Here is a 25,140-nt window from a genome sequence, read left to right as displayed (position 1 = left end):
GTGCGGGCCTGGGGGCAGCCCCTTTTCCGCACCGGCAGTCGGGCATGGCTCGACTCTACAGAAACGGGCCACAGCCCAAAGAAAAACGCCTTCGAAGGAGGACTTCGAAGGCGATCTCTTTACTTGGTAGCGGGGGCAGGATTTGAACCTGCGACCTTCGGGTTATGAGCCCGACGAGCTGCCAGACTGCTCCACCCCGCATCAGGAGCGGAATTATGAGCGATTGCTTCGAAACATGCAAGCTTTCCCTCATCCATCAAATCGGTTGGCGCCGATCCGACGTTGGTAGCGGGGGCAGGATTTGAACCTGCGACCTTCGGGTTATGAGCCCGACGAGCTGCCAGACTGCTCCACCCCGCACCGGAAGTGTTTGAACTGTTGCCGCGCTCTTTCGAGGACGGCTACCGCAACGATGTTCTGGCTGAACCGCTGCAGTGACAACTCAGGCTGCGCATATTACACGAATCGCGCAGCTTTGTGTCAATTTTTATGCAAGATGCGCAAATGCCTGCTGGCACCAGACCATGATCGGGTTCCAGGCAAGGCCCAGCGCCAGCAGTGCCAGCGCGTTCACGCCCAGCACCAGGCCCAGCACGCGGTCGTTGCTGCGCGGCATGGCCTCGCCCACCGGCTCATCGAAGTACATGACCTTGATGACGCGCAGGTAGTAGAAGCAGCCCACCACGGCGCACAGCACGCCAAGGATGGCCAGCCACAGCAGGCCGCCGTTGACGGCCGCGCCCAGCACCGCCAGCTTGGTCCAGAACCCCAGGAACGGCGGGATGCCGGCCAGCGACGCCATGATGCACAGCACCAGGCCGGCCATCCACGGATTGCGGGCGTTGAGCCCCTTGAAGTCCTCGATGTTCTCGGCTTCGAAACCGGCGCGCGACAGGGCGATGATCGCACCGAAGGCAGCGGTCGACATGATGGCGTAGGCCAGTGCGTAGAACAGCGCGGCGGCATAGCCCTGCGCGCCGCCACCGGCGATGCCCATCAGCAGGAAGCCGATGTGCGAGACGGTGGAGAACGCCAGCATTCGCTTGAGGTTGCTCTGCGCGATGGCCATCAGGTTGCCGATGACCAGCGAGACTGCGGCCAGGCCGGCAATGAGCAGCTGCAGCTCGGTCGACAGCGGCCCCACGCCCATTTCCAGCAGGCGGTAGGCCATGCCGAAGGCCGCCAGCTTCGGCGCCGAGCTGATGAACAGCGCGATCGGTGCCGGGGCACCCTGGTAGACGTCCGGCAGCCACATGTGGAACGGCGCGGCGCCCAGCTTGAAGGCGACGCCGGCGATCATGAACACCGCACCGGTGATCAGCAGCACGCGCTCTTCCGAGTGCGGGATGGCATCGCGGATGACGTCCAGGTGCAGGCTGCCGGTGGCGCCGTAGATCAGCGACATGCCGTACAGCAGCAGGCCCGAGGCCAGCGAGCCCAGCACGATGTACTTCATCGCCGCTTCCGAGGCCAGGCCGTTTTCACGGTTGCTGGCGACCAGGGCGTAGGAGCACAGCGCCAGCAGCTCCAGGCCCAGGTAGACCATCAGCAGGCTGCCGGCCGAGACCAAGATCATCATGCCGGCGGTACCGAACAGGATCAGCACCGGGATCTCGCCCTGGAACAGGTTGCGGTCACGCAGGTAGCGCCAGCCGTAGATCAGGGTCAGGCCGCTGAGCAGCACGATCCCGGTCTTCATCACGTCCGCGGCGGTATCGCGCACGAACATGCCATGGAAGACCTCCCCCTGCCCGCCCACGCCGGTGGCCAGCATGAACAGCACCACGGCCAGCGCAGCGAGCGCGAACAGGTGGGTGACGATCTTGTTCCGGTTGCTGACGAACAGGTCGAGGATCATCAGGGCGAAGGCGCTGCCGATCAGCACCAGCTCGGGAGCGAGCGGTGGCAGGTCAGCGGCGGTCAATGGCAGCAGCGGCGAGGTGGTCATCATCAAATCCTGGAATTACAGCAGCTTGCTGGATGCGATCTGCATCGCCAGCTTCGCGATCGAGGGCTCCATCAGGTCGGTCAGCGGCTTGGGGTAGATGCCCAGGGCCAGCACGCCGATGGCGAACACGCCCAGCACCAGCCATTCGCGGCCGTTGATGTCCTTCAGTTCGGCCACATGGCTGTTGGCCACTTCGCCGAAGAAGATGCGCTTGTACAGCCACAGGGTGTAGGCGGCGCCGATGATCAGGGTGGTGGCCGCGCCCAGGGCGATCCACGGATTACGCTGGAAGGCCGAGAGGATGACCATGAACTCGCCGACGAAACCGCTGGTACCCGGCAGGCCAGCATTGGCCATGAAGAACAGCATGGCGAAGGTGGCGAACCACGGCATCACGTTGACCACGCCGCCGTAATCGGCGATGCGGCGGCTGTGCATGCGGTCGTACAGCACGCCGACGCAGGAGAACATGGCGCCGGACACGAAGCCGTGCGAGATCATCTGCACCATGGCGCCCTGCAGGCCCAGGCGGGCGGCATCGGCGTTGCCGGCTTCACGCACCAGCCACAGGGCGATGAAGGTGCCGAGGGTGACAAAGCCCATGTGCGCGATCGACGAGTAGGCGATCAGCTTCTTCATGTCGTCCTGCACCAGGGCGACCAGGCCGACATAGATCACTGCGATCAGCGACAACGCGATCACCAGCCAGGCCCATTCCTGCGACGCGTCCGGAACGATCGGCAGGTTGAAGCGCAGGAAGCCGTAGCCACCGATCTTCAGGGCGATCGCGGCCAGGATCACCGAACCGGCGGTCGGCGCTTCCACGTGGGCGTCCGGCAGCCAGGTGTGGACCGGGAACATCGGCACCTTGACCGCGAAGGCGATCAGGAAGGCGAAGAAGATCCAGGTCTGTTCCTTGGCCGACAGCGGCAGTGCGTACAGGTCGGCCAGCTGGAAGCTTCCGCCCTTCATGTACAGGTAGATCAGCGCCACCAGCATCAGCACCGAGCCGAGGAAGGTGTACAGGAAGAACTTCAGCGCGGCGTAGATGCGGCGCGGGCCGCCCCAGACACCGATGATCAGGAACATCGGAATCAGCATCGCTTCGAAGAACACGTAGAACAGCATCGCGTCCGTCGCAGCAAAGATGCCCACGGTGACGCCTTCCAGGATAAGGAAGGCCGCCACGTACTGGTTCACGCGCTTGTCGATGGCGCTCCAGGCGCCGATCAGGGCAAGCACGCTGACCAGGGTGGTCAGCAGGATCAGCGCCACGGCAATGCCGTCCACGCCCAGGTTGTAGCCGATCTTGTACGCCGGGATCCAGGCGTGGGTCTCGACGAACTGCAGACCGTCGACGCCCGCGTTGTAGCCGCTCAGCAGCGAGAGGCTCGCCACGAACGTCAGCACCGCTACGCCCAGCGACGCCCAGCGGGCGGTCTGCGCATCACGGATCGCAAGGATCAGGGCGCCACCGATGATCGGCAGCCAGATGAGGACACTGAGTAGAGGCCAGTTCGACACGTCTTCTTATTCCGTACAGGTCATCAACGCAGGTAATGCATCAGCACGCCCAGCAGGGCAATCAGGCCGATGATCATCGCGAAGGCGTAGTGATAGAGGAAACCGGATTGGGTACGACGCAGCACGCCGGCTGCGACGTCCACAACACGTGCCGAGAGATTGACCACGCCGTCGACGATGTTGCTGTCGATCCAGCGCGAGACCTTGCCCAGCTTGACGCTGCCACCGGCAAAGCCATCGATCCACAGCTTGTCGAAGCCGTACTTGTTTTCCAGCACCGAAACCAGCGGAGCGAAGGTCTTGCGGGCCTTGCCCGACAGGTCCGGCTTCCACAGGTAGAACAGTGCGGCCAGCAGGAAGCCCGCAACGGTCAGCACGAACGCCGGCGCCATCATGCCGTGCAGCGCGAACGCGACCGGGCCATGGAACTCCTCGCCCAGGAAGCCGATGGTGTTCTTGGCCGGATCGTAGAAGTCGACGATGCCAGTGAAGAACGTATGCGCCTGTCCCTTGATGGCGTCGTGCGCGTGGTGGCCGGCCCAGTCGGTGCCATACAGCATCGGACCGATGCTGAAGAAGCCGATGGCGATCGAAGGGATGGCCAGCAGGATCAGCGGCAGGGTCACCACCCACGGGGTTTCGTGCGGCTCATGAGGACCGTGGCCATGGCCGTGGTCGTCGTGATGCGCATCGCCGTGGTGGGCGTCGGCGGCATGGTGCTCGTCATGGCCATGGCCATGCGCGTGGTCATCATGCGTGTCGCGGAATCGTTCCTTGCCATGGAAGGTCAGGAACAGCAGGCGGAAGCTGTAGAAGCTGGTGACGATCACGCCGCCCAGCACGGCCCAGTAGCCGTAGGTGGCCACCCAGTTGTTGGACAGGTGCGCGTGCAGCTCGGCCGCCTCGATGATGGTGTCCTTCGAGTAGAAGCCGGAGAAGAACGGCGTACCCACCAGCGCCAGGGTACCGATCCACATGGTGATGAAGGTGATCGGCATGTACTTGCGCAGGCCGCCCATCTTGCGCATGTCCTGCTCGTGGTGCATCGCGATGATGACCGAGCCGGCGCCCAGGAACAGCAGGGCCTTGAAGAAGGCGTGGGTCATCAGGTGGAACACGGCGGCCGAATAGGCCGACACGCCCAGTGCAACCGTCATGTAGCCCAGCTGGGACAGCGTGGAATACGCGACGACGCGCTTGATGTCGTTCTGCACGATGCCGATCAGGCCGGTGAAGAACGCGGTGGTGGCACCGATGAACAGCACGAAGTTCAGCGCGGTCTGCGACAGCTCGAACAGCGGTGACATGCGGGTGACCATGAAGATACCGGCTGTCACCATCGTCGCGGCGTGGATCAGTGCCGAGATCGGGGTCGGGCCTTCCATCGAGTCCGGCAGCCACACATGCAGCGGGACCTGGGCCGACTTGCCCATGGCACCAATGAACAGGCAGATGCAGATGACGGTGGCGATCGACCAGATCACCGGCTCGTTCAGCAGCTGCATGCCCAGGATGGTGCCGTCCCAGATCTGCAGCTGGGCGCGCGGGTCAGCCAGCATGCCGGCCTGCGAGAACACCTGCGAGTAGTCCAGGGTGCCGAACACCCACAGCACGCCGGCGATGCCCAGCAGGAAGCCGAAGTCACCGACGCGGTTGACCAGGAACGCCTTCATGTTGGCGAAGATCGCGGTCGGGCGCTTGAACCAGAAGCCGATCAGCAGGTACGACACCAGGCCCACCGCTTCCCAGCCGAAGAACAGCTGCAGGAAATTGTTGCTCATCACCAGGGTGAGCATCGAGAAGGTGAACAGCGAGATGTAGCTGAAGAACCGCTGGTAGCCCGGGTCGTCCTGCATGTAGCCGATCGTGTAGATGTGGACCAGCAGCGACACGAAGGTCACCACCACCATCATCATCGCGGTCAGCTTGTCGACCATGAAGCCGACGTGCGCCGAATACTGGCCGACTTCAAAGAACGTGTAGATGTTCTGGTTGAACGGCTGCGCGCCGCCCCACATCAACTGGTAGAACGTGTACATCGACAGGCCGCAGGCCACCGCGACGCCGAGGATGGTGATGGTCTGCGCGCCGAAGCGCTTGACCTGGCGACCGAACAGGCCGGCGATGATGCTGCCGAACAGCGGTGCGAGCACCACTGCGATCAACAGACTCTTGGAGAGAGTGATTTCCATCTGTGGATCAGCCCTTCAACGAATCGACTTCGCCGACATTGATCGTGCGGCGGGTACGGAACAGGGTCACCAGGATCGCCAGGCCGATGGCGGCTTCCGCGGCGGCGACGGTCAGGATGAAGAACACGAACAGCTGGCCGGACGGATCGCCCAGCTGGCGCGAGAAGCCGACGAAGTTGATGTTCACCGACAGCAGCATCAGTTCGATCGACATCAGCAGGACGATGACGTTCTTCCGGTTGAGGAAGATGCCGGCCAGGCTGATGGCGAACAGCACCGCGCCAAGCGCAAGGATGTGGCCAAGGGTAATCACGGCTGGGTCTCCTCGCCGGTGGCCGGCTTGCTGTTGCTGTGCACGACCGGGGCCTCGGCACCCATCTTGACCATGCGCAGACGCTGGCCGGCCTTGACCATGGTCTGCTCACCCGGGTTCTGGCTCTTGACGCCGGTGCGGCGACGCAGGGTCAGCATCACGGCAGCAACCACGGCCACGGTCAGGATGACGGCGGCGAACTCGAACGGAAGCAGGTACTCGGTGAACAACGTGCGCGCCAGCCAGGTGATGTTGGACGTGTCGGCGGCGACCGCAGCGGCGTTGTCGGCCGGGAACGGCGTGGCCGAACGCGCCTTGACGCCGATCAGGATCAGCATCTGCACCAGCATCGCGACGGCGACGATGAGGCCGACCGGCAGGTAGCGCACCCAGCCCTCACGCAGCTTGGTGGGGTCGATGTCCAGCATCATCACCACGAACAGGAACAGCACCATCACCGCGCCGACGTAGACCAGCACCAGCGCCACACCGAGGAACTCGGCGCCCACCAGCAGCCACACGCAGGCAATGGAGAAGAAGGTCAGCACCAGGCAGAGCACGGCGTGAACCGGGTTGCGCACGCTGATCACCGCACCGGCCGAAACCGTCGCCGCGATGGCGAACACCCAGAAAGCGATATTTACCCAATCCATCTCTCGACCTCAGCGGTAAGCGGCATCGGCGGCACGACGCTCGGCGATCTCGTTTTCGAGACGGTCGCCCAGGGCCAGCAGCTGCGGCTTGGTAACGATGTTTTCGCCACGATTCTCGAAGTGGTACTCGAGGATGTGGGTTTCGACGATCGAGTCCACCGGGCAGCTTTCCTCGCAGAAGCCGCAGAAGATGCACTTGAACAGGTCGATGTCATAGCGCGTGGTGCGGCGGGTGCCGTCCTCGCGCTTGGCCGAGTCGATGGTGATGGCCAGCGCCGGGCACACCGCTTCGCACAGCTTGCAGGCAATGCAGCGCTCTTCGCCGTTGGGGTAACGGCGCAGCGCGTGCAGGCCACGGAAGCGCGGCGACTGCGGGAACTTCTCCATCGGGTACATCATCGTGTACTTCGGCTTGAAGCTGTACTTCAGCGTCAGCCAGAGGCCCGCCAGCAGTTCGAGCAGCAGCAGGCTCTTGAAGTAATGGGTAATCCTGTTCATCACTTTAGACGCCCTTTTGAATCACGCCGAAGAACACCATGACGGCGGTAACCGCGATCCACAGAATGGCCAGCGGGATGAAGACCTTCCAGCCCAGGCGCATGATCTGGTCGTAGCGGAAGCGCGGGAAGCTGGCACGGAACCAGATGTAGGCACTGGCGAAGAAGAACACCTTGACGAACAGCCACGGCGCGCCGCCCTTCCAGACCCAGTCGACCAGCGGCGAGACATCGCCGAAGTTGACCCAGCCCTGGACCGGGCTCAGCCAGCCGCCGAGGAAGAAGATCGAGATCAGGAAGCTGATCAGGATCATGTTCGCGTATTCGGCCAGGAAGAACAGGGCGAACGCGCCGCCGGAGTACTCGACCATGTGGCCGGCGACGATTTCCGATTCGCCTTCCACCACGTCGAACGGCGCGCGGTTGGTTTCAGCCACGCCCGACACCCAGTAGATGACGAACAGCGGGAACAAAGGCAGCAGGAACCAGTCGAAGAAGCCGGAACTGCCGGCCTGCGCCATCACGATGTTGCTCAGGTTCAGGCTGCCCGAGGCGATCATCACGCCGACCAGGGCAAAGCCCATGGCGATTTCGTAGCTGATCATCTGTGCCGAGGCGCGCATCGCACCCAGGAACGCGTACTTCGAGTTGGACGCCCAGCCGGCCAGGATGATGCCGTAGATGCCCAGCGAGGTCATCGCCAGCAGGTACAGCAGGCCGGCGTTGGCGTTGGACAGCACGATCTGCGAATCGAAGGGGACCACCGACCAGGCCGCGAAGGCCGGGGCCAGGGTGATCAGCGGGGCCAGCAGGTAGATCGCCTTGTTGGCGCTGCTCGGCTGGACCACTTCCTTGAACAGCAGCTTGAAGACGTCGGCGAAGGCCTGGAAGATGCCCATGCCCACATACATCGGGCCGTGGCGGACGTGCATCCAGCCGATCAGCTTGCGTTCCCAGACCACGTAGAAGGCCACCGAGATGATCACCGGAACGGCGATCACCAGGATCTTCAGGATGATCCAGATCAGCGCGCCGATGTCACCGAGGCCCAGCAGCCACTGGTGCAGCGGGTCGACCGCGTTCAACAGCAATTCGTTCATGCAGCCACCACCGATACGCGAGCGGCACCCAGCGGCGCGGTCGCGCCGTGGCCCGATTCAATCCAGACCGAACCCGCTGCGACGCGGGCGTCGACCACCACCGGCAGGGTGGCCTTGCCGGCATCGGTGCCGACCTTGGCCATCTGCCCTTCCTGCAGCTGCAGGCGAGCGGCATCTTCAGCGTTCAGCACGATGCGCGGGGCGTTGTTGAGCGGATGCGACTGCAGCGCCGGCGCGCGACGGACCACCGCATCGGTGCGGTAGATCGCGGCGGTCGAAGCCACTTCCAGGCCCTCACCGGCAACCGCCGGCTGTGCCGAAGCGGCAATACTGACCGACACGGGGGCCAGGCTGGCACGCAGTCCGGCCAGGTCGGTGAAGTCGAAACCGGCCAGCGCCATGTCGCCGCCCAGGGCGCGCAGCACGCGCCAGCCTTCACGGGCCTCGCCCGGCAGCTTGCCGCCGGCACGGGCCGATTGCTCGCGACCATCGAGGTTGGTCAGGGTGGCATCGATTTCCGGCAGCGCACCGATCGGCAGGATCACGTCTGCAACGTCGCGGGTCGAGGCGCAGGCGAAGTGGCTGAACGCCACCACCTGGGCACCCACCAGCGCCTTGCGCGCGGCCGGTGCATCGGCGAAGTCCAGGCCCGGCTCCAGCCCGTACACCACGTAGGCCTGGCGCGGCTGCGCCAGCATCGCGGCGACGTCCTTGCCGGCCGGCAGCACGCCGGCGCGGGTCAGGCCCACGGCGTTGGCGCCCTGCGGGATGCGGCACAGCTTGGCACCGGTCGCTGCGGCGAAGTCACGCGCCGCGGCGCGGATCGCGGCAGCCTGCGGGTGATTCTCGGCGATGCCACCGACGATCAGCACGGTGTTGTTGCCGCCCTGCACTGCCGAACGCAGCTCGCTGCTGGCCAGCGCATCGACGAACTTGGACGGTGCGACGATCTGCTTGCCGGCAATGCTGAAGGCAAAGTCGAAGTCCACCGGATTGATGACGTGGATCTTCGCGCCCTTGGTGGTCTGCGCCTTGCGCAGGCGGGCGTGCAGCAGCGGCAGTTCGTGGCGGATGTTGCTGCCCAGGACGACGATGCGGTCGGCGCCTTCGATCTCGGCCAGCGGCAGGCCGAACACTTCGGCGGTTGCGGCGTCGGAGAAATCGCGGTTGTTGATGCGGTGGTCGATGTTGCCCGAGCCCAGGCCCTTGGCCAGGCGGGCCAGCAGCGCACCCTCCTCGTTCGAGGTCGACGGATGCACCAGCACGCCCAGGTTGTCGCCCTGGTTCGCCTTGAGGATCTCGGCGGCTGCGGCCAGGCCTTCGGCCCAGCTCACTTCCTTCCACTCGCCATTGACCTTGCGCAGCGGCTTGACCGCGCGGTCTTCGCTGTACAGGCCCTGGTGCGAGTAGCGGTCGCGGTCGGACAGCCAGCACTCGTTCACCGCTTCGTTGTCGCGCGGCACGGTGCGCAGCACTTCGCCGCGACGCACGTGCAGGAACAGGTTCGAACCCATCGCGTCGTGGTAGCCCAGCGACTCGCGCGCGGTCAGCTCCCACGGGCGGGCGCGGAACTGGAACACCTTGTTGGTCAGCGCGCCGACCGGGCAGACGTCGACGACGTTGCCCGACAGCTCGGTGGTCAGCGGCTTGCCGTCGAAGGTGCCGATCTGCAGGTTCTCACCGCGGTACATGCCACCCAGTTCGTAGGTACCGGCAACGTCGGCGGTGAAGCGGACGCAGCGGGTGCACTGGATGCAACGGGTCATCTCGGTGGCCACCAGCGGCCCCATGTCCTCGTCCGGCACCACGCGCTTGCGCTCGTTGAAACGGCTGACCGAACGGCCATAGCCCAGCGATACGTCCTGCAGTTCGCACTCGCCGCCCTGATCGCAGATCGGGCAGTCCAGCGGATGGTTGATGAGCAGGAACTCCATCACCGAGCGCTGGAACTTCAGTGCCTTCTCACTGCGGGTGGCGACCTTCATGCCGTCCATCACCGGGGTAGCGCAGGCCGGCGCCGGCTTCGGCGACTTCTCCACGTCCACCAGGCACATGCGGCAGTTGGCGGCGATCGGCAGCTTCTCGTGGTAGCAGAAGCGCGGAATCGGAATGCCGGCCTTGTCGGCTGCCTGGATGATCATCGAACCCTTGGGCACGACCAGCGACTTGCCATCGATCTCGATGGTCACGTGGTCTGGTGGCACGTTCGGGTTTACGGGTTGCGCGCTCATGCGGCGGCTGCCTCCACCTTCTTGCCGTCAACCATCGAATGACCGTTGACGATGTAGTACTCGAATTCGTCCCAGAACTGGCGCAGGAAGCCCTGGATGGGCCATGCAGCCGCTTCACCGAACGCACAGATGGTGTGGCCTTCGATCTGGCCGGCCACCGCCTTCAGCTGGTGCAGGTCTTCCATCGTGGCCTTGCCGGCGACGATGCGCTCCAGCACGCGGTGCATCCAGCCGGTACCTTCACGGCACGGCGTGCACTGGCCGCACGATTCCTTGTGGAAGAACTGGCTGATGCGGCAGGCGAACTTGACGCAGCAGACGCTGTCGTCGAGCACCACGATGGCCCCCGAACCCAGGCCGGAGCCCAGCGCACGGATGGTGTCGTAGTCCATCGGCAGGCCCTTCAGCTCGGCCGCGGTCAGCACCGGCATCGACACGCCGCCCGGAATCGCGCCCTTGAGCTTGCGGCCCGGACGCAGGCCACCGGCCATTTCCAGCAGGTCGTCGAAGGTGGTGCCCAGCGGTACTTCAAAGTTGCCGCCGTTCTGCACGCAGCCGGACACCGAGAAGCACTTCGGGCCGCCGTTGGCGGTCAGGCTCAGGCCCTTGAACCACTCCGGGCCGTTGCGGATGATCGCCGGCACCGAACCGTAGGTTTCGGTGTTGTTGATCGTCGACGGCTTGCCGTAGAGGCCGAAGTTTGCCGGGAACGGCGGCTTGTAGCGCGGCTGGCCCTTCTTGCCTTCCAGCGATTCCATCAGCGCGGTTTCTTCACCGCAGATGTAGGCGCCGGCGCCCAGCGCACCGTAGATGTCGATGTCCACGCCGCTGCCGAGGATGTTCTTGCCCAGCCAGCCGTTCGCATAGGCGTCGGCCAGGGCCTGCTCGAAGTGCTCGAACGGCTCGTGGTGGAACTCACCGCGCAGGTAGTTGTAGCCCACGGTCGAACCGGTGGCGTAGCAGGCGATCGCCATGCCCTCCACCACCGAGTGCGGGTTGTAGCGCAGGATGTCGCGGTCCTTGCAGGTGCCCGGCTCGGATTCGTCCGAGTTGCAGAGGATGTACTTCTGCATGTTGCCCTTGGGCATGAAGGACCACTTCAGGCCGGTCGGGAAGCCTGCGCCACCGCGGCCGCGCAGGCCCGAGGCCTTGACCATCTCGATGACCTGCTCCGGCGGGATCTTCTCTTCGAGGATCTTGCGCAGGGCGGCGTAACCACCGGTCTTCAGGTAGCTTTCGTACGACCACGGGGTGTCGTAATGCAGGGTGGTGTAGACCACCTGGTGCGGCAGCGGCGCGGGGCCGACCGGACCCTTGGATTCGTGGTGATGTGCCATGCCCTTACTCCAGCCCGTCCAGCAGCTCGTCGACCTTTTCCAGGGTCAGACGCTCATGGTAGTGACCGTTGATGACCATCATCGGTGCGCCGCCGCAGCCGGCCAGGCACTCTTCCTCGCGCTTGAGGTAGACGCGGCCATCCGGGGTCGATTCACCGTGCTTGATGCCCAGCTTCTTCTCGCAGTGGCGCACGATGTCTTCGGCGCCATTGAGCCAGCAGCTGATGTTGGTGCAGATGGCCACGTTGTTGCGGCCCACCTTCTCGGTCTCGAACATCGAGTAGAAGCTGGCGACCTCGTAGGCCCAGACCGGCGGCAGGTCCAGGTACTTGGCCACGGCGGCGATCAGCTCGTCGGTCAGCCAGCCCTGGTTCTGCTCCTGGGCCGCATGCAGGCCCTGCAGCACGGCAGAGCGCTTGCGATCCGGCGGGAACTTGGACAGCCAGTGATCGATGTGAGCGCGGGTCTTGTCGCTCAGCACCACCATCGGGTCGACGTCGCGCGCCGCCTCGAAATTACCTGTCGCCTTCATCGGCCGACCTCAGCGAAATGCATAACGTGAAATTCCAGAAACTGCGGCGCCGGCTTGCGCCGGCTGCCTGCAGCGGGCGTTGGCGTAGCGGACGGCATTACCGGTCAACCTCGCCGAACACCAGGTCGTAGGTACCGATCATCGCCACCACGTCGGCCAGCATGTGGCCGCGCACGACCGAATCGATCGAGGACAGGTGGGCGAAGCCCGGCGCGCGCAGGTGCACGCGGAACGGCTTGTTGGCGCCATCGGAGACCAGGTAGCAGCCAAACTCGCCCTTCGGGGCCTCCACCGCCGAGTAGGTCTCGCCGGCCGGTACGCAGTAGCCTTCGCTGAACAGCTTGAAGTGGTGGATCAGCGCTTCCATGTCGTCCTTCATGTCCTCGCGCCTGGGCGGAGCGACCTTGAAGTTCTTCACCATCACCGGGCCCGGGTTGGCCTTCAGCCACGCCACGCACTGCTTGATGATGCGGTTGGATTCGCGCATTTCGGCAACGCGGACCAGGTAGCGGTCGTAGCAGTCACCTTCCTTGCCCAGCGGGATGTCGAAATCGACGGCATCGTACTTGGCGTACGGACGCTTCTTGCGCAGGTCCCAGGCAATGCCAGAGCCGCGCAGCATCACGCCGGTCATGCCCCACTGATGGGCCAGCTCGGGAGTGACCACGCCGATGCCGACGGTACGCTGCTTCCAGATACGGTTGTCGGTAAGCAGGGTTTCGTATTCGTCGATGCGCTTGGGGAACTCGACGGTGAAGTTCTCCAGGAAGTCCAGCAGCGAGCCTTCGCGCGAAGCATTGAGCTGCTTCAGCGCCTTGCCCTTGTGCCAGCGCGATTCCTTGTACTTCGGCATGTGGTCCGGCAGGTCGCGGTAGACACCGCCCGGACGGTAGTACGCCGCGTGCATGCGCGCGCCGGAAACCGCTTCGTAGCAGTCCATCAGCTCTTCGCGTTCGCGGAAGGCGTACAGCATCACCGCCATCGCGCCCAGGTCGAGCGCGTTGGAGCCCAGCCACATCAGGTGGTTGAGGATGCGGGTGATTTCATCGTACATGGTGCGGATGTACTGGGCACGCTCCGGCGCCTCGATGCCCATCAGGGTCTCGATCGCGCGCACGTAGGCGTGCTCGTTGCACATCATCGACACGTAATCCAGGCGATCCATGTAGCCGATCGACTGGTTGAACGGCTTGGACTCGGCCAGCTTTTCGGTACCACGGTGCAGCAGACCCACGTGCGGGTCGGCGCGCATGATGGTTTCACCGTCCATTTCCAGGATCAGGCGCAGCACACCGTGAGCGGCCGGATGCTGCGGGCCGAAGTTCATGGTGTAGTTGCGGATTTCCTGCCGGCTTTCGGCGGCGTTGCTGGCCAACGCTTCGCCAGCCTGGTGTACGTGGCTCACTTCACTGCCTCCTGCGCGCGCTCACCTTCTGCGGTCTGCAGACGGGCGTCGTCGCGGATCACGCGCGGCACGCCGACACGCGGCTCCACCGAGGTGACCGGTTCGTAGATCACGCGCTTCTTTTCTTCGTCGTAGCGGACTTCGACATTGCCGATCAGCGGGAAATCCTTGCGGAACGGATGGCCGACGAAACCGTAGTCGGTCAGGATCCGGCGCAGGTCCGGGTGGCCTTCGAAGATCACGCCGTACAGATCGAACGCTTCGCGCTCGAACCAGTTCAGGCCCGGCCAGATGCCGGTCAGCGAGGACACCACCGGCAGCGCTTCGTCAGGGGCGAAGCAGCGCAGGTGCATCATCAGGTTGTGCTGGTACGAACGCAGCTGGGCGACCACGGCGAAGCGCTGGGTCGGCATGTGCTGCGGGCGGGCACCGTCGGCACCGTTTTCCTCGGTGGGGAACTCGCCCCACGCGAAGCGGCCCTGGGCCTTGCCTTCGACGCCACGGCTGAAGCCCTGCGAGGACACATCGGCGGTGTCCCACTCGTCGGAGCCGTAGCCGAGGTAGTCGACGCCGCACAGATCCACGGCCTGCTCGAAACCAAACTCGTCACGCAGCGCCAGGGCGGTGGCGTGCCACTCGGCGGCAGGCACTTCCAGCGTCACTTCGCCGCGGGGTTCGACCACGATGACCTTCGCACCAGCGAAACGTGCGGACAGTCGGTCGATGAAGGATGCTTGCTCTGCCATGGGGGCTTGGCGCGCTCTTGTCAGGTGAAGGGGTCAGCGGGCGATGGTCTGTGTACGCCAGATCTTCTTCTGCAGCTGCAGGATCCCGTACACCAGCGCCTCGGCGGTCGGCGGGCAGCCCGGGACGTAGACGTCCACCGGCACCACGCGATCACAGCCGCGCACCACAGAATAGGAGTAGTGGTAGTAGCCGCCACCGTTGGCGCAGCTACCCATCGAGATGACCCACTTCGGGTCCGGCATCTGGTCGTAGACCTTGCGCAGCGCCGGGGCCATCTTGTTGACCAGGGTGCCGGCCACGATCATCACGTCGGACTGACGCGGCGACGGGCGGAACACCACGCCGTAGCGGTCGAGGTCCAGGCGCGCGGCACCGGCGTGCATCATCTCGACGGCGCAGCAGGCCAGGCCGAAGGTCATCGGCCACATCGAGCCGGTGCGCGCCCAGTTCAGCAGTGCATCGACGCTGGTAGTGACGAAGCCCTTCTCCAGCAGCGGGTTGTCGCCTTCCGGCCGCAGGATGTCATCAACCCGGCCTTCCGGCGTGGGGTTGTTCATGAGGCCATCGAGAGTCTGAATCACTCCCATTCCAGCGCTCCCTTCTTCCAGACGTAAATGAAACCGAGGAACAGCATGCCGACGAACAGGCCCATGGTGATGAGCGAGCGGGCGCCCAGTTCCATGAAGACCTGGGTCCACGGCACGATGAAGATGATTTCCAGGTCGAAGACGATGAACTGGATCGCGATCAGGTAGTAGCGCACATCGAACTTCATGCGCGCGTCTTCGAAGGCCTCGAAGCCGCACTCGTACGGCGAGAGCTTTTCCAGATCGGGGCGGCGGGGACCGAGGAATCGACCAACCAGCATCAGCGTAACGCCGATACCGGTGGCAACGATCAGAAACAGCAGAGACGGCAAATATTCGGCCAGCACAGCGATTCTCTCTTGCCTCTGCCGCCGCGCCTGCAGGCGCTTTGGCATGGGGGAGTGGACGGGAATCTGCCTGGCGCCTTGCGCGCCAGACGAACCCGCTTTACTTACAAATGGTGCCCAAGAGGGGACTCGAACCCCTACGACTTGCGTCGCTACCACCTCAAGGTAGTGCGTCTACCAATTCCGCCACCTGGGCAAACGATCACATCAGACTATCTTCCCGATGCGCCGCGTATTGTAACCGGCTTCAGTGTTTCTGGGAGCCTTCCGAAGGCTTTTCTTCACCAGAAACCGAAGATTCCGCCTGAGCCGGCACATTCGCCGCCGGAACCGGGGCGGCCGGGACCGCATCGGCCTTCGGAACGGCCGGCAGTTCGCCCGCCGGAGCCGCCGGCGCGCTGGCCGCCGGGGCGGACATCAGGCCCAGATCCTGGTCGGCCGCCGGGCGGCTACCGTGACCGGCATACCAGGCCATGAAGAGACTGATGCCGAAGAACACCACGGCCAGCCACTTGGTCGACTTGGACAGGAAGTTCGAGGCGCCGCGCGCACCGAACACCGTGCCCGAGGCACCAGCACCAAAGCCCGAACCTGCCGCCGCACCCGAGCCACGCTGCATCAGGATCAGCGCGATCATGGCCACAGCGACCAGCACGTAGACGACATTGAGGATCAACATCAGCATTGGAAACCGCCCTCGGACAATACTTCTAGGATTAGTTCGCGGCCGCCGCCCGTGCGATGGCCAGGAAGTCCGCGGCCACCAGGGAGGCGCCGCCGACCAGCCCACCATCGACATCCGGCTGCGCGAACAGTTCCCCGGCATTGTCGGGCTTCACGCTACCGCCGTAAACAATGGGCAGTGAATCAGCGATTCTAGCATCGATGCGCGCGACTTCGCCACGGATGAACGCGTGCACCTGCTGTGCCTGTTCCTTGCTGGCGGTACGGCCGGTACCGATGGCCCAGACCGGCTCGTAGGCGACCACAGCATTGGCGAAACCTGCCGCGCCCACCAGCTCCAGCACCGGCGCCAGCTGGCTGGCGATGACCGCTTCGGTCTGCCCGGCCTCGCGCTGTTCCAGGGTCTCGCCCACGCACAGCACCGGCACCAGGCCGGCGTGCTGGGCGGCGGCGAACTTGCGCGCGACCAGCTCGCTGCTCTCATGGTGGTACTGGCGGCGCTCGGAATGGCCGACCAGGCCATAGCGGGCCCCAACCTCGACCAGCATGGCCGCGCAGACCTCGCCGGTGTAGGCGCCCTTCTCGTTGCTGCTCACGTCCTGCGCGCCGAAGGCCAGGCCGGTCTCGCCGAAGTCCTCGACCAGCTCCCCCAAGTAGGGCAGCGGCGGCAGGATCACCACGTCCACCCCCTCCAGCGGCAGCCCGGCAGCCACCTGCCCCAGCAGTTCATTGGCGAATTGACGGCTGCCATGCAGCTTCCAGTTTCCGGCGACGATCTTGCGGCGCATGAGCGGGTGGCTCCTGTGTGAAGTCAGCCGGTCATGATACCCGTTACGGCAAAAATCCGTTTCCTTGTAAGCGGTTACATGGATTTTCAGCCAACGGCGCAGCCCCTCGTGGCGGAGGGGGGGGGCGGGGTTTGGTTGGTCGCGGAGAGCCCGGCTAGATCTGGGGCTTGGCCGGGCGGGTGGGACTGCGCAGGGGGCGCTGCAAGTACGTCCATGTAAGCTCGATCGCCGCATCCATGCGGCTCACGCCCCTGCGCAGCCCCACCCGCCCGGCCTTTGACACATTCCGGCGGTTCCGCCCGCCACGGAAAGAAAAAAAGAAGAGCAAGAGCAAAGGCAAAAGCTGCATCCCGGGTTGATGCTGGCTGGACCAACCCCTACCCCACTTCGATCCGACAGATTTCATCCACGCAAGGCGTGGATCTACCGCGTCGACCAAGGTCGACACCCACCGGGAATCGCGATTTACCCACCGTCACCGGGAAACTGTCGAAGGCGGGGAGGTGTCGGATGGCGGGGTGTCCGCGGCAGGATGCCGCGGCCAAGCCCCCAGGGATGGGTCCACGGCGTCCCCGCCATCCGACACCTCCCCGCCTCCCCACGGAACACCCCAGAGCCGCTTTGGCTTTGACTTTGGCTTTGGCCTCTGCGGGTGCAGGGTGCAGCCCTGCAAAGAAAAAGGCCGCCTTTCGGCGGCCTCACTTCTCTTTACTTCAGCTTGATCTCGCGCAGGCGCTCCTCGAGGAAGCCGTGGGCGGTGATCGGCTCCGGGTACCGGCTCGGGTTCTCCGGGGTGATGCACGAGGGCAGCACGTCGATCAGGAAGTCCGGGTTCGGGTGCAGGAAGAACGGCACCGAGTAGCGCGGCTGGCGCGCCAGCTCGCCCGGGGGATTGACCACGCGGTGGATGGTCGACGGATACACGTGGTTGGTCAGGCGCTGCAGCATGTCGCCGATGTTGACCACAATGGTGTCCGCGTCTGACGTGAACGGCACCCACTCGCCATCATGCGACTGCACTTCCAGGCCTGCGGCACTGGCACCGACCAGCAGGGTGATGAAGTTGATGTCGCCATGGGCACCAGCACGCACGTTCGGGATGTCGTCGGTGGTGATCGGCGGGTAATGGATCGGGCGCAGGATCGAGTTGCCGAAGTTGGTCTTGTCGGCGAAGAAGTCTGCAGGCAGGCCGATATGCAGGGCCAGCGCCGACAGGACGCGCGACCCCAGGTTGTCCAGTGCCTGGTACAGGCCGTAGCCGCGCTCACGGAAGCCCTCGACCTCGGTCGGCCACAGGTTCGGCGCCATCACATCGCGGTACTTGGAGTCGTCGGCGATCTCGCGGCCGATGTGCCAGAACTCCTTCAGGTCGAAGTGCTTGGAGCCCTTGGCGGTCTCCACCCCAAACGGGGTGTAGCCGCGGGCGCCGCCGCTGCCGGCCACGTGGTACTTGCGCTTGACCTCTTCGGGCAGGGCGAAGAAGGCCTTGAAGGCATCGTAGGCCGCATCGATGTCGGCCTGCGGAATGCCGTGGTTGCGGATGCCCGCGAATCCCCATTGGCGGTAGGCCGCGCCCAGCTCGGCCACGAAGGCCTCGCGGTCGCTGTCGAAACGGGTGATGTCGAGGGTGGGGATCTGGCTCACAGCGGTTCCTGGCTTGTCATTGGGTCTGGGGGGCCAGCGCATTCATGGCCCACCTGAACATTGTGACAGATCGCCCGGGGGACGCCACACGATACGAAGAAACAAACAGATACAATGCGCGACCCGCGCGCGGCCCCACGATTCCGTCACCCCGGGGATCCCGCCGCCTGCATCACCCGCCGCCCCAGTCCCTCATGCGCCCTGCTGCTCCCTCTGCCGACACCGCCCTGCCCTCCGGCCCCGCACGCCACTGGCGCCGCCTGGCCTGGTGGTCGCTGTTCGTGGCCGGCAACGCGCTGCTGGCCATGGCGATCACGCTCGGCAACGTACCGCTGGCAGACAACCCCGGGGGCAGCGTGGGCCTGGCCTATCTGGCCGTTGCCCTGCCCGGTCACCTGCTGGCATTCGGCGCCCTCGCCGGCCTGCTGCCGCTGCTGATGGGCCTTTGGCCGCGCAGCGCACGCCCCCTGAGCCTCAGCGCCGTGCTGCTGCAGGGCCTGTGGCTGTGCCTGTTGCTGGTTGATGCAAAGGTTTTCACTCTGTATCGGTTTCACCTCAATGCCATGGTGGTGAACATGGTGTTCGGCGGTGCGCTGCAGGACCAGGTCGCGTTGTCGTGGAAGACCTGGCTGCAGGCCGGACTGCTGGTGGCCGCCATCTTCACGGCTGAAGGACTGTTGGCCTGGGCATGCTGGAAGCTGCTGCCCGCCCGGCCGCGCCGCCGCCGGGTCCTGCAGGGGTGGGCCATCGTTGCGCTGCTGATGGCCGGCGGCCAAGCCGCCACGGCCTATTACGATGCCCGCGGCGACCGTGCCGTCATCGCGCAGTGGAACTATCTGCCTTGGGCACAGCCGATCACCGCCAAGAGCTTCATGCGCAGGCTCGGGGTCATAAGCGAACAGCAGGCGGGCCTGCCCGACCCGCGCCATGCGCAGCTGCTGTATCCGCTCCAGCCCCTGCGTTGCCAGAACCCACACCGCCCCAATGTGCTGATGGTGGTGCTGGAATCGCTGCGCCAGGACGTGCTGACGCCGCAGCTGATGCCCAACACGTCGGCGCTGGCGCAGGACGCGCGCGTGTTCGATCGCCATTTCAGCACCGGCAATGCCACCCGCTACGGCCTGTTCGGCCTGCTCTACGGCCTGCCCGGCGGCTACTGGCAGAGCATGCTGGACGAACAGCGCGGCTCGCAGCTGTTCCAGGTGCTGGGCCAGCAGGGCTACGACCTGCACCTGTACGGCAGCGCGCCGTTGTACAGCCCGGAATTCGATCGCACGGCATTTGCCGATGTGCGCGACCGGCTGCACCAGGGCCCTTCCGCCATGACCCCCGACAAGCGCGACGCAGCCATCGTCGCCGCGCTGCGGAATGACATCCGCAGCAGCCAGGCGGCGCAGCACCCATGGTTCGGCTTCGTGTTCCTCGACTCCACCCACGCCGGCTACCACCTGCCCGCCAGCTACCCACCGGTAGCCACGCCGATGGCCAAGGAGATCGACTTCCTGTCCTTCGGCCCGGACCACGACCCGACGCCGGAACTCAACCGCTACCGCACTGCCGTGCACTATGCCGACAGCCTGATCGGTTCGCTGCTGGACGACCTGCGCGCGCAGGGCCTGGCCGAGGACACCATCGTGCTGGTCACCGGTGACCATGCCGAAGAGTTCAACGACCTCAAGCTGAACTACTGGGGCCACAACGGCAACTTCTCCGATTACCAGCTGCAGGTCCCGTTCGTGCTGCATTGGCCAGGCAGGGCCGCTGGCCGCGACGTCCGCACCAGCTCGCACGAAGACTGGGTACCGACGCTGATGCGCCATGCGCTGGGCTGCGAGAACGCATTGACGGACTTCAGTACCGGCCAGGACCTGCTGGCCACGCCCGCCGCCAGCGAACGTGCACTGGTGGTGGAGAGCTGGTCGCAACGCGCTGTACGCCATGGCGATGCCATCTACGTATTCGACAAGTTCGGCAACGCCACCGCGCTCGACCGGCACTACCGCCCGCTGCCGCAACAGGCTCCGGACGCCGCAGCCATCCGCTCTGCATGGGAAGCGCTGACCCGCTTCCGCAACCGCTGATCTTCAAGGACCGATCCTGCATGAACCGTCCTCTGCGCATCCTGCATACCGAAGCCGCCAAGGGAATGGGCGGGCAGGAGATCTACATCTTCCGGCACATGCAGGTGATGCGCGCGCGTGGCCATGAGGTGTCATTGCTGTGCCAGCCCGATGCACGCCTGGCCACACTGGCACGCGAGGACGGATTCACCGTGCATACGCTGCGCATGGGTGGCCTGGCACGCCTGCTGCGCGGCATGTGGTCGGTATCGCGGCTGGTGCGCCGCGAACGCTTCGACGTGGTCAATACCACCAGCCGCCGCGATGCGCTGATCGCCGCCGCCGGTGCACGCCTGGGCGGCACGCCGCTGGTGGTGCGCTCGCGCCATCTGATGAGCCCGGTCAACTCGTTGCTGACCTATACCAAGCTTCCACACCGGGTGCTGACCGTCAGCAGCTTCGTCAAGCAACTGCTGGTCGACCGCGGCATTCCAGCCGAGCGCATTGGTATCGTGCCGCCGATCGCGGTGCCTCCACGCTGGAGTGATATCCGCAAGGCCGATCCTTGGCAGTGCCTGCAGGACGTACGTGCGGAGGTGCGTGCCGAGCTTGGCTTCGGCGAGCAGGACATCGTGGTCGGCTGCGTGGCCGTGCTGCGTGAGCCCAAAGGCCATGCCGACCTGCTGCAGGCGATGGTGCCGCTGTGCAAAGCCAACCCGGACCTGCACCTGGTGATTGTCGGTGATGGCCAGGCCGTGACGGAACGACTGCAGGCGATGTGCGCCGAGCACGGGCTGCAGCGCCAGGTCCACCTGCTCGGCTACCGCGATGGAGCCTGCAGGCTGATGGCCGGCTTCGACATCTTCGCACTGGCTTCGCACAAGGAAGCGGCCGGCACCGTATTCCTGGAAGCGGCCTACGTGGGCGTACCGATCGTCGCCACGCGGGTGGGCGGCGTGCCGGAGATGGTGATCGATGGCAGCAATGCGATCCTCACCCGTTTGGGTGACAATGCCGCCCTGACAGGTGCATTGCGCCTGCTGGTGGACGACCCGGAACGGCGACGGCAGATGGGGCGCGCTGGCTGGGAGTGGATGCACGGCGCACATCGCTTCACGCCGGACGGCCACGGTGAAGCGACCGAACACTACTACCACCAGTGGCTGAAGGAGCTGGGACATGGCTGATGCACGAACCGTTCCGGTGCTGATGCACCACCACGTCAGCCCTTCGCCGGGCATGATCACCGTGTCGCCGGAGAACTTCGAAAGCCAGATTGCGTGGCTGGCAGCCAATGGCTGGACCTCACTGACGCTGGAGCAGTACGCCGGCTTCCTGGCCGGCAAGCCGGTGCCGCGCAAGTCGATCGTCATCACCTTCGACGATGGCTATCTCGACAACTGGGTGTATGCGCACCCGATCCTGCAGAAGTACGGCATGCACGCGGTGGTGTTCGTGGTCACCGGCTGGATGGGCGAAGGCCCGGAACGTCCGCACGCCGGCATTGCCGGCGCGGCACTGCCGTCGACGCCGGACCATCGTGGCTGCGAAGCGGCGATCTACGAGCAGGACCGCAGCGACGACGTGATGATGCGCTGGAGCGAAGCACGCGCGGCCATTGCCGCCGGCACCTTCGAAGTGCATTGCCATACCCACACCCACACCCGCTGGCTGCGCCGCGACGATCTGGACCGTGCGCAGCGCCGTGCGGGCCTCAGCCGGGATCTGGCGATCTCGCGCGACGTCCTGCAGGACAAGCTGGGCGAGGTGTCCGATACGCTGTGCTGGCCCTACGGCGATTTCGACCAGGACCACATCGAGGTGGCACGCGAGCAGGGCTTCCGCTACCTGCACACCACCCACCCGTTCGGCCGCAACGTGGTCGGCGGTGATCCGGAGCGGATCTACCGCTTCGCGATCCGCAACCGCCCGGCCAGCTGGCTGCGCAAGCGCATCGCGCAGAGCTACAACCCGCTGATCGCGCCAGTGTTCAATGGCTTCAAAGCGCGCCAGAAGAAGATGGTGCCGGGGCCATAAGCACCACGCCCCTGCCGGTTGAATGAAAAACGCCCCGGCTTTGCGGGGCGTTTTTCGTTGGTGCGTATGTGCACGCGCTTCAGGCAGCGGCTTCACGCACCGCTGCGGACAGGCGGTCCAGCGTGTCCTGCATCAGCGTGGCGTCATCGGCCTCGACCGTGACCCGCACCACCGGCTCGGTACCGGACGGGCGCAGGAACGCGCGGCCACGGCCGGCGACAGCCTGCTGCGCCACAACCAGCGCGGACTGCACGCTTTCAGACTGCACCGCAGTCTTGGCCGGGACATTGCCCAGACGCACGTTCACGGTCTTCTGCGGTACCCGCACAAGGCCCTTCAGCGCCTGGCGCAGGGTCTGCCCACTGTTGCGCAGCGCGACCAGCACCTGCAGGGCGCTGACGATGCCGTCCCCCGTGGTGGCGCGGTCCAGGCACAGCAGGTGGCCGGAGGCTTCACCGCCGAGCACACCACCGCCTTCGATCAGCGCCTGGTGCACGTAGCGATCGCCGACATTGCTGCGCACGAATGGAATCTGCAGGTCGGCGAGGGCCTTCTCGATGCCATAGTTGCTCATCAGCGTGCCGACCACCGGGCCGCGCAGGCGGCCTTCGGCCTTCCAGGCACGGGCCAGGATGTACAGCAGGTCATCGCCATCGACCGGGTTGCCCTGGTCGTCGGCCATCAGCACGCGGTCGCCATCACCATCGAAGGCGATACCGAGATCGGCGCCGGTCTCGCGGACCTTGGCCGCAAGGTTGTCGATATGGGTGGAGCCCACGCCTGCGTTGATGTTGATGCCATTGGGCTCGGCGCCGATGCCGATCACCTCGGCACCCAGTTCGCGGAACAGCAGCGGCGCGATCTGGTAGGTGGCACCATGCGCGCAATCCAGCACCAGGCGCAGGCCACGCAGATCGAATGTGCGCGGCACGCTGGCCTTGCAGAATTCGATGTAGCGGCCGACCGCTTCGCGTGCACGGAATGCCTTGCCCAGCTTTTCCGATTCGGCGGTGGTGAACGGAACGTCCAGCGCCGCCTCCAGGGCCAGCTCGGTGGCATCGTCGAGCTTCTCGCCCTGGGCCGAGAAGAACTTGATGCCGTTGTCGTAATGCGGGTTGTGCGAGGCGCTGATGACGATGCCGGCGTCCACGCCCAGCGTGCGGGTCAGGAACGCCACCGCCGGGGTCGGCATCGGACCCAGCAGCTGCACGTCGGCACCGGCGGCGACCAGGCCGGCCTCCAGCGCCGCCTCGAACATGTAGCCGGAAATGCGGGTGTCCTTGCCGATCACCACGATCGGCCGGCGTCCGTCCTGGCCACGCTGGGCGAGCAGGACACGGCCCAGCGCATTGCCCAGGCGCAGCACGAAGTCGGCCGAGATCACGCCCTGCCCGACCCGGCCACGGATGCCGTCCGTGCCGAAGTACTTGCGGGCACCCATCAGGCTACCTGCGGCGCGGGCTGCCGACCCAGCATGGCGAGCAGATCGGACAGGCGGTCGCGCAGTTCGCGGCGATCGCAGATCTGGTCGATGGCACCGTGCTCCAGCAGGAACTCCGAACGCTGGAAACCTTCCGGCAGCTTCTCGCGCACGGTCTGCTCGATCACGCGCGGGCCGGCGAAGCCGATCAGTGCCTGCGGTTCGGCGATGTTGATGTCGCCCAGCATCGCGAACGACGCCGAAACGCCGCCGGTGGTCGGATGGGTCAGCACCGAGATGTACGGCAGCCCGGCTTCACGCAGCTTGCCCAGCGCAGCGGAGGTCTTGGCCATCTGCATCAGCGAGAACAGGCCTTCCTGCATGCGCGCGCCGCCACTCTGCGAGAAGCACACGTAAGGCGCACCGATCTCGACCGCGGTTTCTGCGGCGAGCGCGAAACGCTCGCCCACCACCGAGCCCATCGAGCCCCCCATGAAGGCGAAGTCGAACGACGAGGCGACCAGCGCACGGCCCTTGAGCAGGCCGCGCATGGCGATCAGCGCGTCGTATTCGCCGGTGTTCTTCTGCGCGATCTTGATGCGCTCGCTGTACTTCTTCTGATCCTTGAACTTGAGCAGGTCGGTCGGTCCCAGGCGCGCACCGATCTCGGTGGTGCTGTCGGCATCGAACAGGGCCGCCAGGCGCGCACGCGCGCGGATCGCCATGTGGTGGCCGCACTTCGGGCAGACCTCCAGGTTCTCTTCCAGTTCCGGACGGTACAACGCGCTGCCGCAGTTGCTGCACTTTTCCCACAGGCCCTCGGGGACACTGCGCTTCTTGCTGGGGGTGTTGTCGGTGCGGATGCCGGACGGCATCAACTTGCTGAGCCAACTCATGCGGGAGGACACTTCCGTTCAGGGCGGCCCATGGGCCGCAAAGGCGGACAGTCTAGCTCCGCTTTCCCCGGCCGTGCACCCCCTTGCCAGCTACGGGGCAGCCCGAAAAACCATGCTGGGACGTACGTTTAGGTGCTGCGCGGTGCCGGCCGCTGGCCGGCGGCCCTGCACGCGGGTGGGTACGGACGATGCCGGCCA

The 25,140-nt window shown here is 65.3% G+C and carries 22 protein-coding genes and 3 tRNA genes; 3 read left to right on the top strand and 22 right to left on the bottom strand.

Translation table 11 applies throughout. The features are described from left to right. Positions 1-124: 124 nt before the first annotated feature. The 20 genes from AC5P65_RS06460 to AC5P65_RS06365 form a co-directional block, all read right to left on the bottom strand. A tRNA-Met gene (locus tag AC5P65_RS06460) sits at positions 125-201 on the bottom strand. 82 nt (positions 202-283) lie between these two features. Then, positions 284-360, bottom strand: a tRNA-Met gene (locus AC5P65_RS06455). A gap of 127 nt (positions 361-487) precedes the next feature. Beyond that, positions 488-1,948 carry an NADH-quinone oxidoreductase subunit NuoN gene (nuoN, locus tag AC5P65_RS06450; protein WP_019660579.1) on the bottom strand — a complete coding sequence of 487 codons (1,461 nt, stop codon included), beginning with the start codon at positions 1,946-1,948 and terminating at the stop codon, positions 488-490. Between the two features lie 15 nt (positions 1,949-1,963). Continuing rightward, positions 1,964-3,472 carry an NADH-quinone oxidoreductase subunit M gene (locus AC5P65_RS06445; RefSeq protein ID WP_019660580.1) on the bottom strand — a complete coding sequence of 503 codons (1,509 nt, stop codon included), beginning with the start codon at positions 3,470-3,472 and terminating at the stop codon, positions 1,964-1,966. 23 nt (positions 3,473-3,495) lie between these two features. Further along, positions 3,496-5,664, bottom strand: coding sequence for an NADH-quinone oxidoreductase subunit L (gene nuoL / locus AC5P65_RS06440; RefSeq protein ID WP_019660581.1), 2,169 nt, complete (start codon positions 5,662-5,664; stop codon positions 3,496-3,498). Between the two features lie 7 nt (positions 5,665-5,671). After that, the gene (nuoK, locus tag AC5P65_RS06435) at positions 5,672-5,977 is read right to left on the bottom strand and encodes an NADH-quinone oxidoreductase subunit NuoK (protein ID WP_005417921.1); all 306 of its coding nucleotides are present in this window, start codon (positions 5,975-5,977) and stop codon (positions 5,672-5,674) included. Next, positions 5,974-6,630, bottom strand: a complete 657-nt coding sequence (locus tag AC5P65_RS06430) for an NADH-quinone oxidoreductase subunit J (protein WP_019660582.1) — start codon at positions 6,628-6,630, stop codon at positions 5,974-5,976. Before AC5P65_RS06430 ends, nuoK begins: the two co-directional genes overlap by 4 nt. A gap of 9 nt (positions 6,631-6,639) precedes the next feature. Then, positions 6,640-7,128 (bottom strand): NADH-quinone oxidoreductase subunit NuoI, encoded by a 489-nt coding sequence (gene nuoI / locus AC5P65_RS06425; protein WP_005410456.1) that lies wholly within the window; start codon positions 7,126-7,128, stop codon positions 6,640-6,642. Between the two features lie 4 nt (positions 7,129-7,132). Further along, positions 7,133-8,227 (bottom strand): NADH-quinone oxidoreductase subunit NuoH, encoded by a 1,095-nt coding sequence (nuoH, locus tag AC5P65_RS06420; RefSeq protein WP_058982298.1) that lies wholly within the window; start codon positions 8,225-8,227, stop codon positions 7,133-7,135. Next, positions 8,224-10,458 carry an NADH-quinone oxidoreductase subunit NuoG gene (nuoG, locus tag AC5P65_RS06415; protein ID WP_021202064.1) on the bottom strand — a complete coding sequence of 745 codons (2,235 nt, stop codon included), beginning with the start codon at positions 10,456-10,458 and terminating at the stop codon, positions 8,224-8,226. The genes nuoH and nuoG overlap by 4 nt, the downstream gene beginning before the upstream one ends. Next, on the bottom strand, positions 10,455-11,795 hold the full coding sequence (gene nuoF / locus AC5P65_RS06410) for an NADH-quinone oxidoreductase subunit NuoF (protein WP_005417934.1): 1,341 nt from the start codon (positions 11,793-11,795) through the stop codon (positions 10,455-10,457). The genes nuoG and nuoF overlap by 4 nt, the downstream gene beginning before the upstream one ends. Before the next feature lie 4 nt (positions 11,796-11,799). Beyond that, a complete protein-coding gene (gene nuoE, locus AC5P65_RS06405) occupies positions 11,800-12,327 on the bottom strand; it encodes an NADH-quinone oxidoreductase subunit NuoE (protein WP_014647867.1) in 528 nt (175 codons plus the stop codon). 97 nt (positions 12,328-12,424) lie between these two features. Further along, positions 12,425-13,732 carry an NADH-quinone oxidoreductase subunit D gene (locus AC5P65_RS06400; protein WP_111097921.1) on the bottom strand — a complete coding sequence of 436 codons (1,308 nt, stop codon included), beginning with the start codon at positions 13,730-13,732 and terminating at the stop codon, positions 12,425-12,427. Beyond that, the gene (locus AC5P65_RS06395) at positions 13,729-14,478 is read right to left on the bottom strand and encodes an NADH-quinone oxidoreductase subunit C (protein ID WP_005410462.1); all 750 of its coding nucleotides are present in this window, start codon (positions 14,476-14,478) and stop codon (positions 13,729-13,731) included. The genes AC5P65_RS06400 and AC5P65_RS06395 overlap by 4 nt, the downstream gene beginning before the upstream one ends. A 33-nt stretch (positions 14,479-14,511) precedes the next feature. Beyond that, the gene (locus tag AC5P65_RS06390) at positions 14,512-15,066 is read right to left on the bottom strand and encodes a NuoB/complex I 20 kDa subunit family protein (RefSeq protein ID WP_005410463.1); all 555 of its coding nucleotides are present in this window, start codon (positions 15,064-15,066) and stop codon (positions 14,512-14,514) included. After that, complete coding sequence (locus tag AC5P65_RS06385) at positions 15,057-15,413, bottom strand: NADH-quinone oxidoreductase subunit A (protein ID WP_010486426.1); 357 nt, start codon at positions 15,411-15,413, stop codon at positions 15,057-15,059. The genes AC5P65_RS06390 and AC5P65_RS06385 overlap by 10 nt, the downstream gene beginning before the upstream one ends. A 111-nt stretch (positions 15,414-15,524) precedes the next feature. Then, positions 15,525-15,609, bottom strand: a tRNA-Leu gene (locus AC5P65_RS06380). Positions 15,610-15,660: 51 nt separating this feature from the next. Beyond that, the gene (gene secG, locus AC5P65_RS06375) at positions 15,661-16,098 is read right to left on the bottom strand and encodes a preprotein translocase subunit SecG (protein ID WP_019660586.1); all 438 of its coding nucleotides are present in this window, start codon (positions 16,096-16,098) and stop codon (positions 15,661-15,663) included. 31 nt (positions 16,099-16,129) lie between these two features. Continuing rightward, entirely contained in the window at positions 16,130-16,885 is a 756-nt protein-coding gene (gene tpiA / locus AC5P65_RS06370) for a triose-phosphate isomerase (RefSeq protein WP_021203422.1), read from the bottom strand. Between the two features lie 708 nt (positions 16,886-17,593). Further along, positions 17,594-18,571 (bottom strand): isopenicillin N synthase family dioxygenase, encoded by a 978-nt coding sequence (locus AC5P65_RS06365; RefSeq protein ID WP_050563262.1) that lies wholly within the window; start codon positions 18,569-18,571, stop codon positions 17,594-17,596. Between the two features lie 152 nt (positions 18,572-18,723). Here AC5P65_RS06365 and AC5P65_RS06360 point away from each other — a divergent pair, with 152 nt between their 5' ends. From AC5P65_RS06360 to AC5P65_RS06350, 3 genes are read left to right on the top strand one after another with little or no spacing between them, the layout of a single operon-like run. Next, a complete protein-coding gene (locus AC5P65_RS06360) occupies positions 18,724-20,610 on the top strand; it encodes a DUF3413 domain-containing protein (RefSeq protein ID WP_111098602.1) in 1,887 nt (628 codons plus the stop codon). Positions 20,611-20,630: 20 nt separating this feature from the next. Beyond that, positions 20,631-21,776 carry a glycosyltransferase family 4 protein gene (locus AC5P65_RS06355; RefSeq protein WP_058981121.1) on the top strand — a complete coding sequence of 382 codons (1,146 nt, stop codon included), beginning with the start codon at positions 20,631-20,633 and terminating at the stop codon, positions 21,774-21,776. Beyond that, entirely contained in the window at positions 21,769-22,626 is an 858-nt protein-coding gene (locus tag AC5P65_RS06350; protein ID WP_111098601.1) for a polysaccharide deacetylase family protein, read from the top strand. Before AC5P65_RS06355 ends, AC5P65_RS06350 begins: the two co-directional genes overlap by 8 nt. A 79-nt stretch (positions 22,627-22,705) precedes the next feature. Here AC5P65_RS06350 and glmM read toward each other — a convergent pair whose 3' ends face one another. Both glmM and accD read right to left on the bottom strand, forming a co-directional pair. Continuing rightward, positions 22,706-24,067: a phosphoglucosamine mutase gene (gene glmM, locus AC5P65_RS06345; protein ID WP_021203417.1), complete on the bottom strand. Its 1,362-nt coding sequence runs from the start codon at positions 24,065-24,067 to the stop codon at positions 22,706-22,708. Then, complete coding sequence (gene accD / locus AC5P65_RS06340) at positions 24,067-24,942, bottom strand: acetyl-CoA carboxylase, carboxyltransferase subunit beta (protein WP_019660593.1); 876 nt, start codon at positions 24,940-24,942, stop codon at positions 24,067-24,069. Before accD ends, glmM begins: the two co-directional genes overlap by 1 nt. Between the last annotated feature and the right edge of the window lie 198 nt (positions 24,943-25,140).

This window comes from Stenotrophomonas sp. YJH_SMC_48-3 (assembly GCF_059369375.1).
The sequence above is the reverse complement of the archived record's forward strand: the minus strand, read 5'-3'. Positions and strand labels throughout refer to the sequence as shown.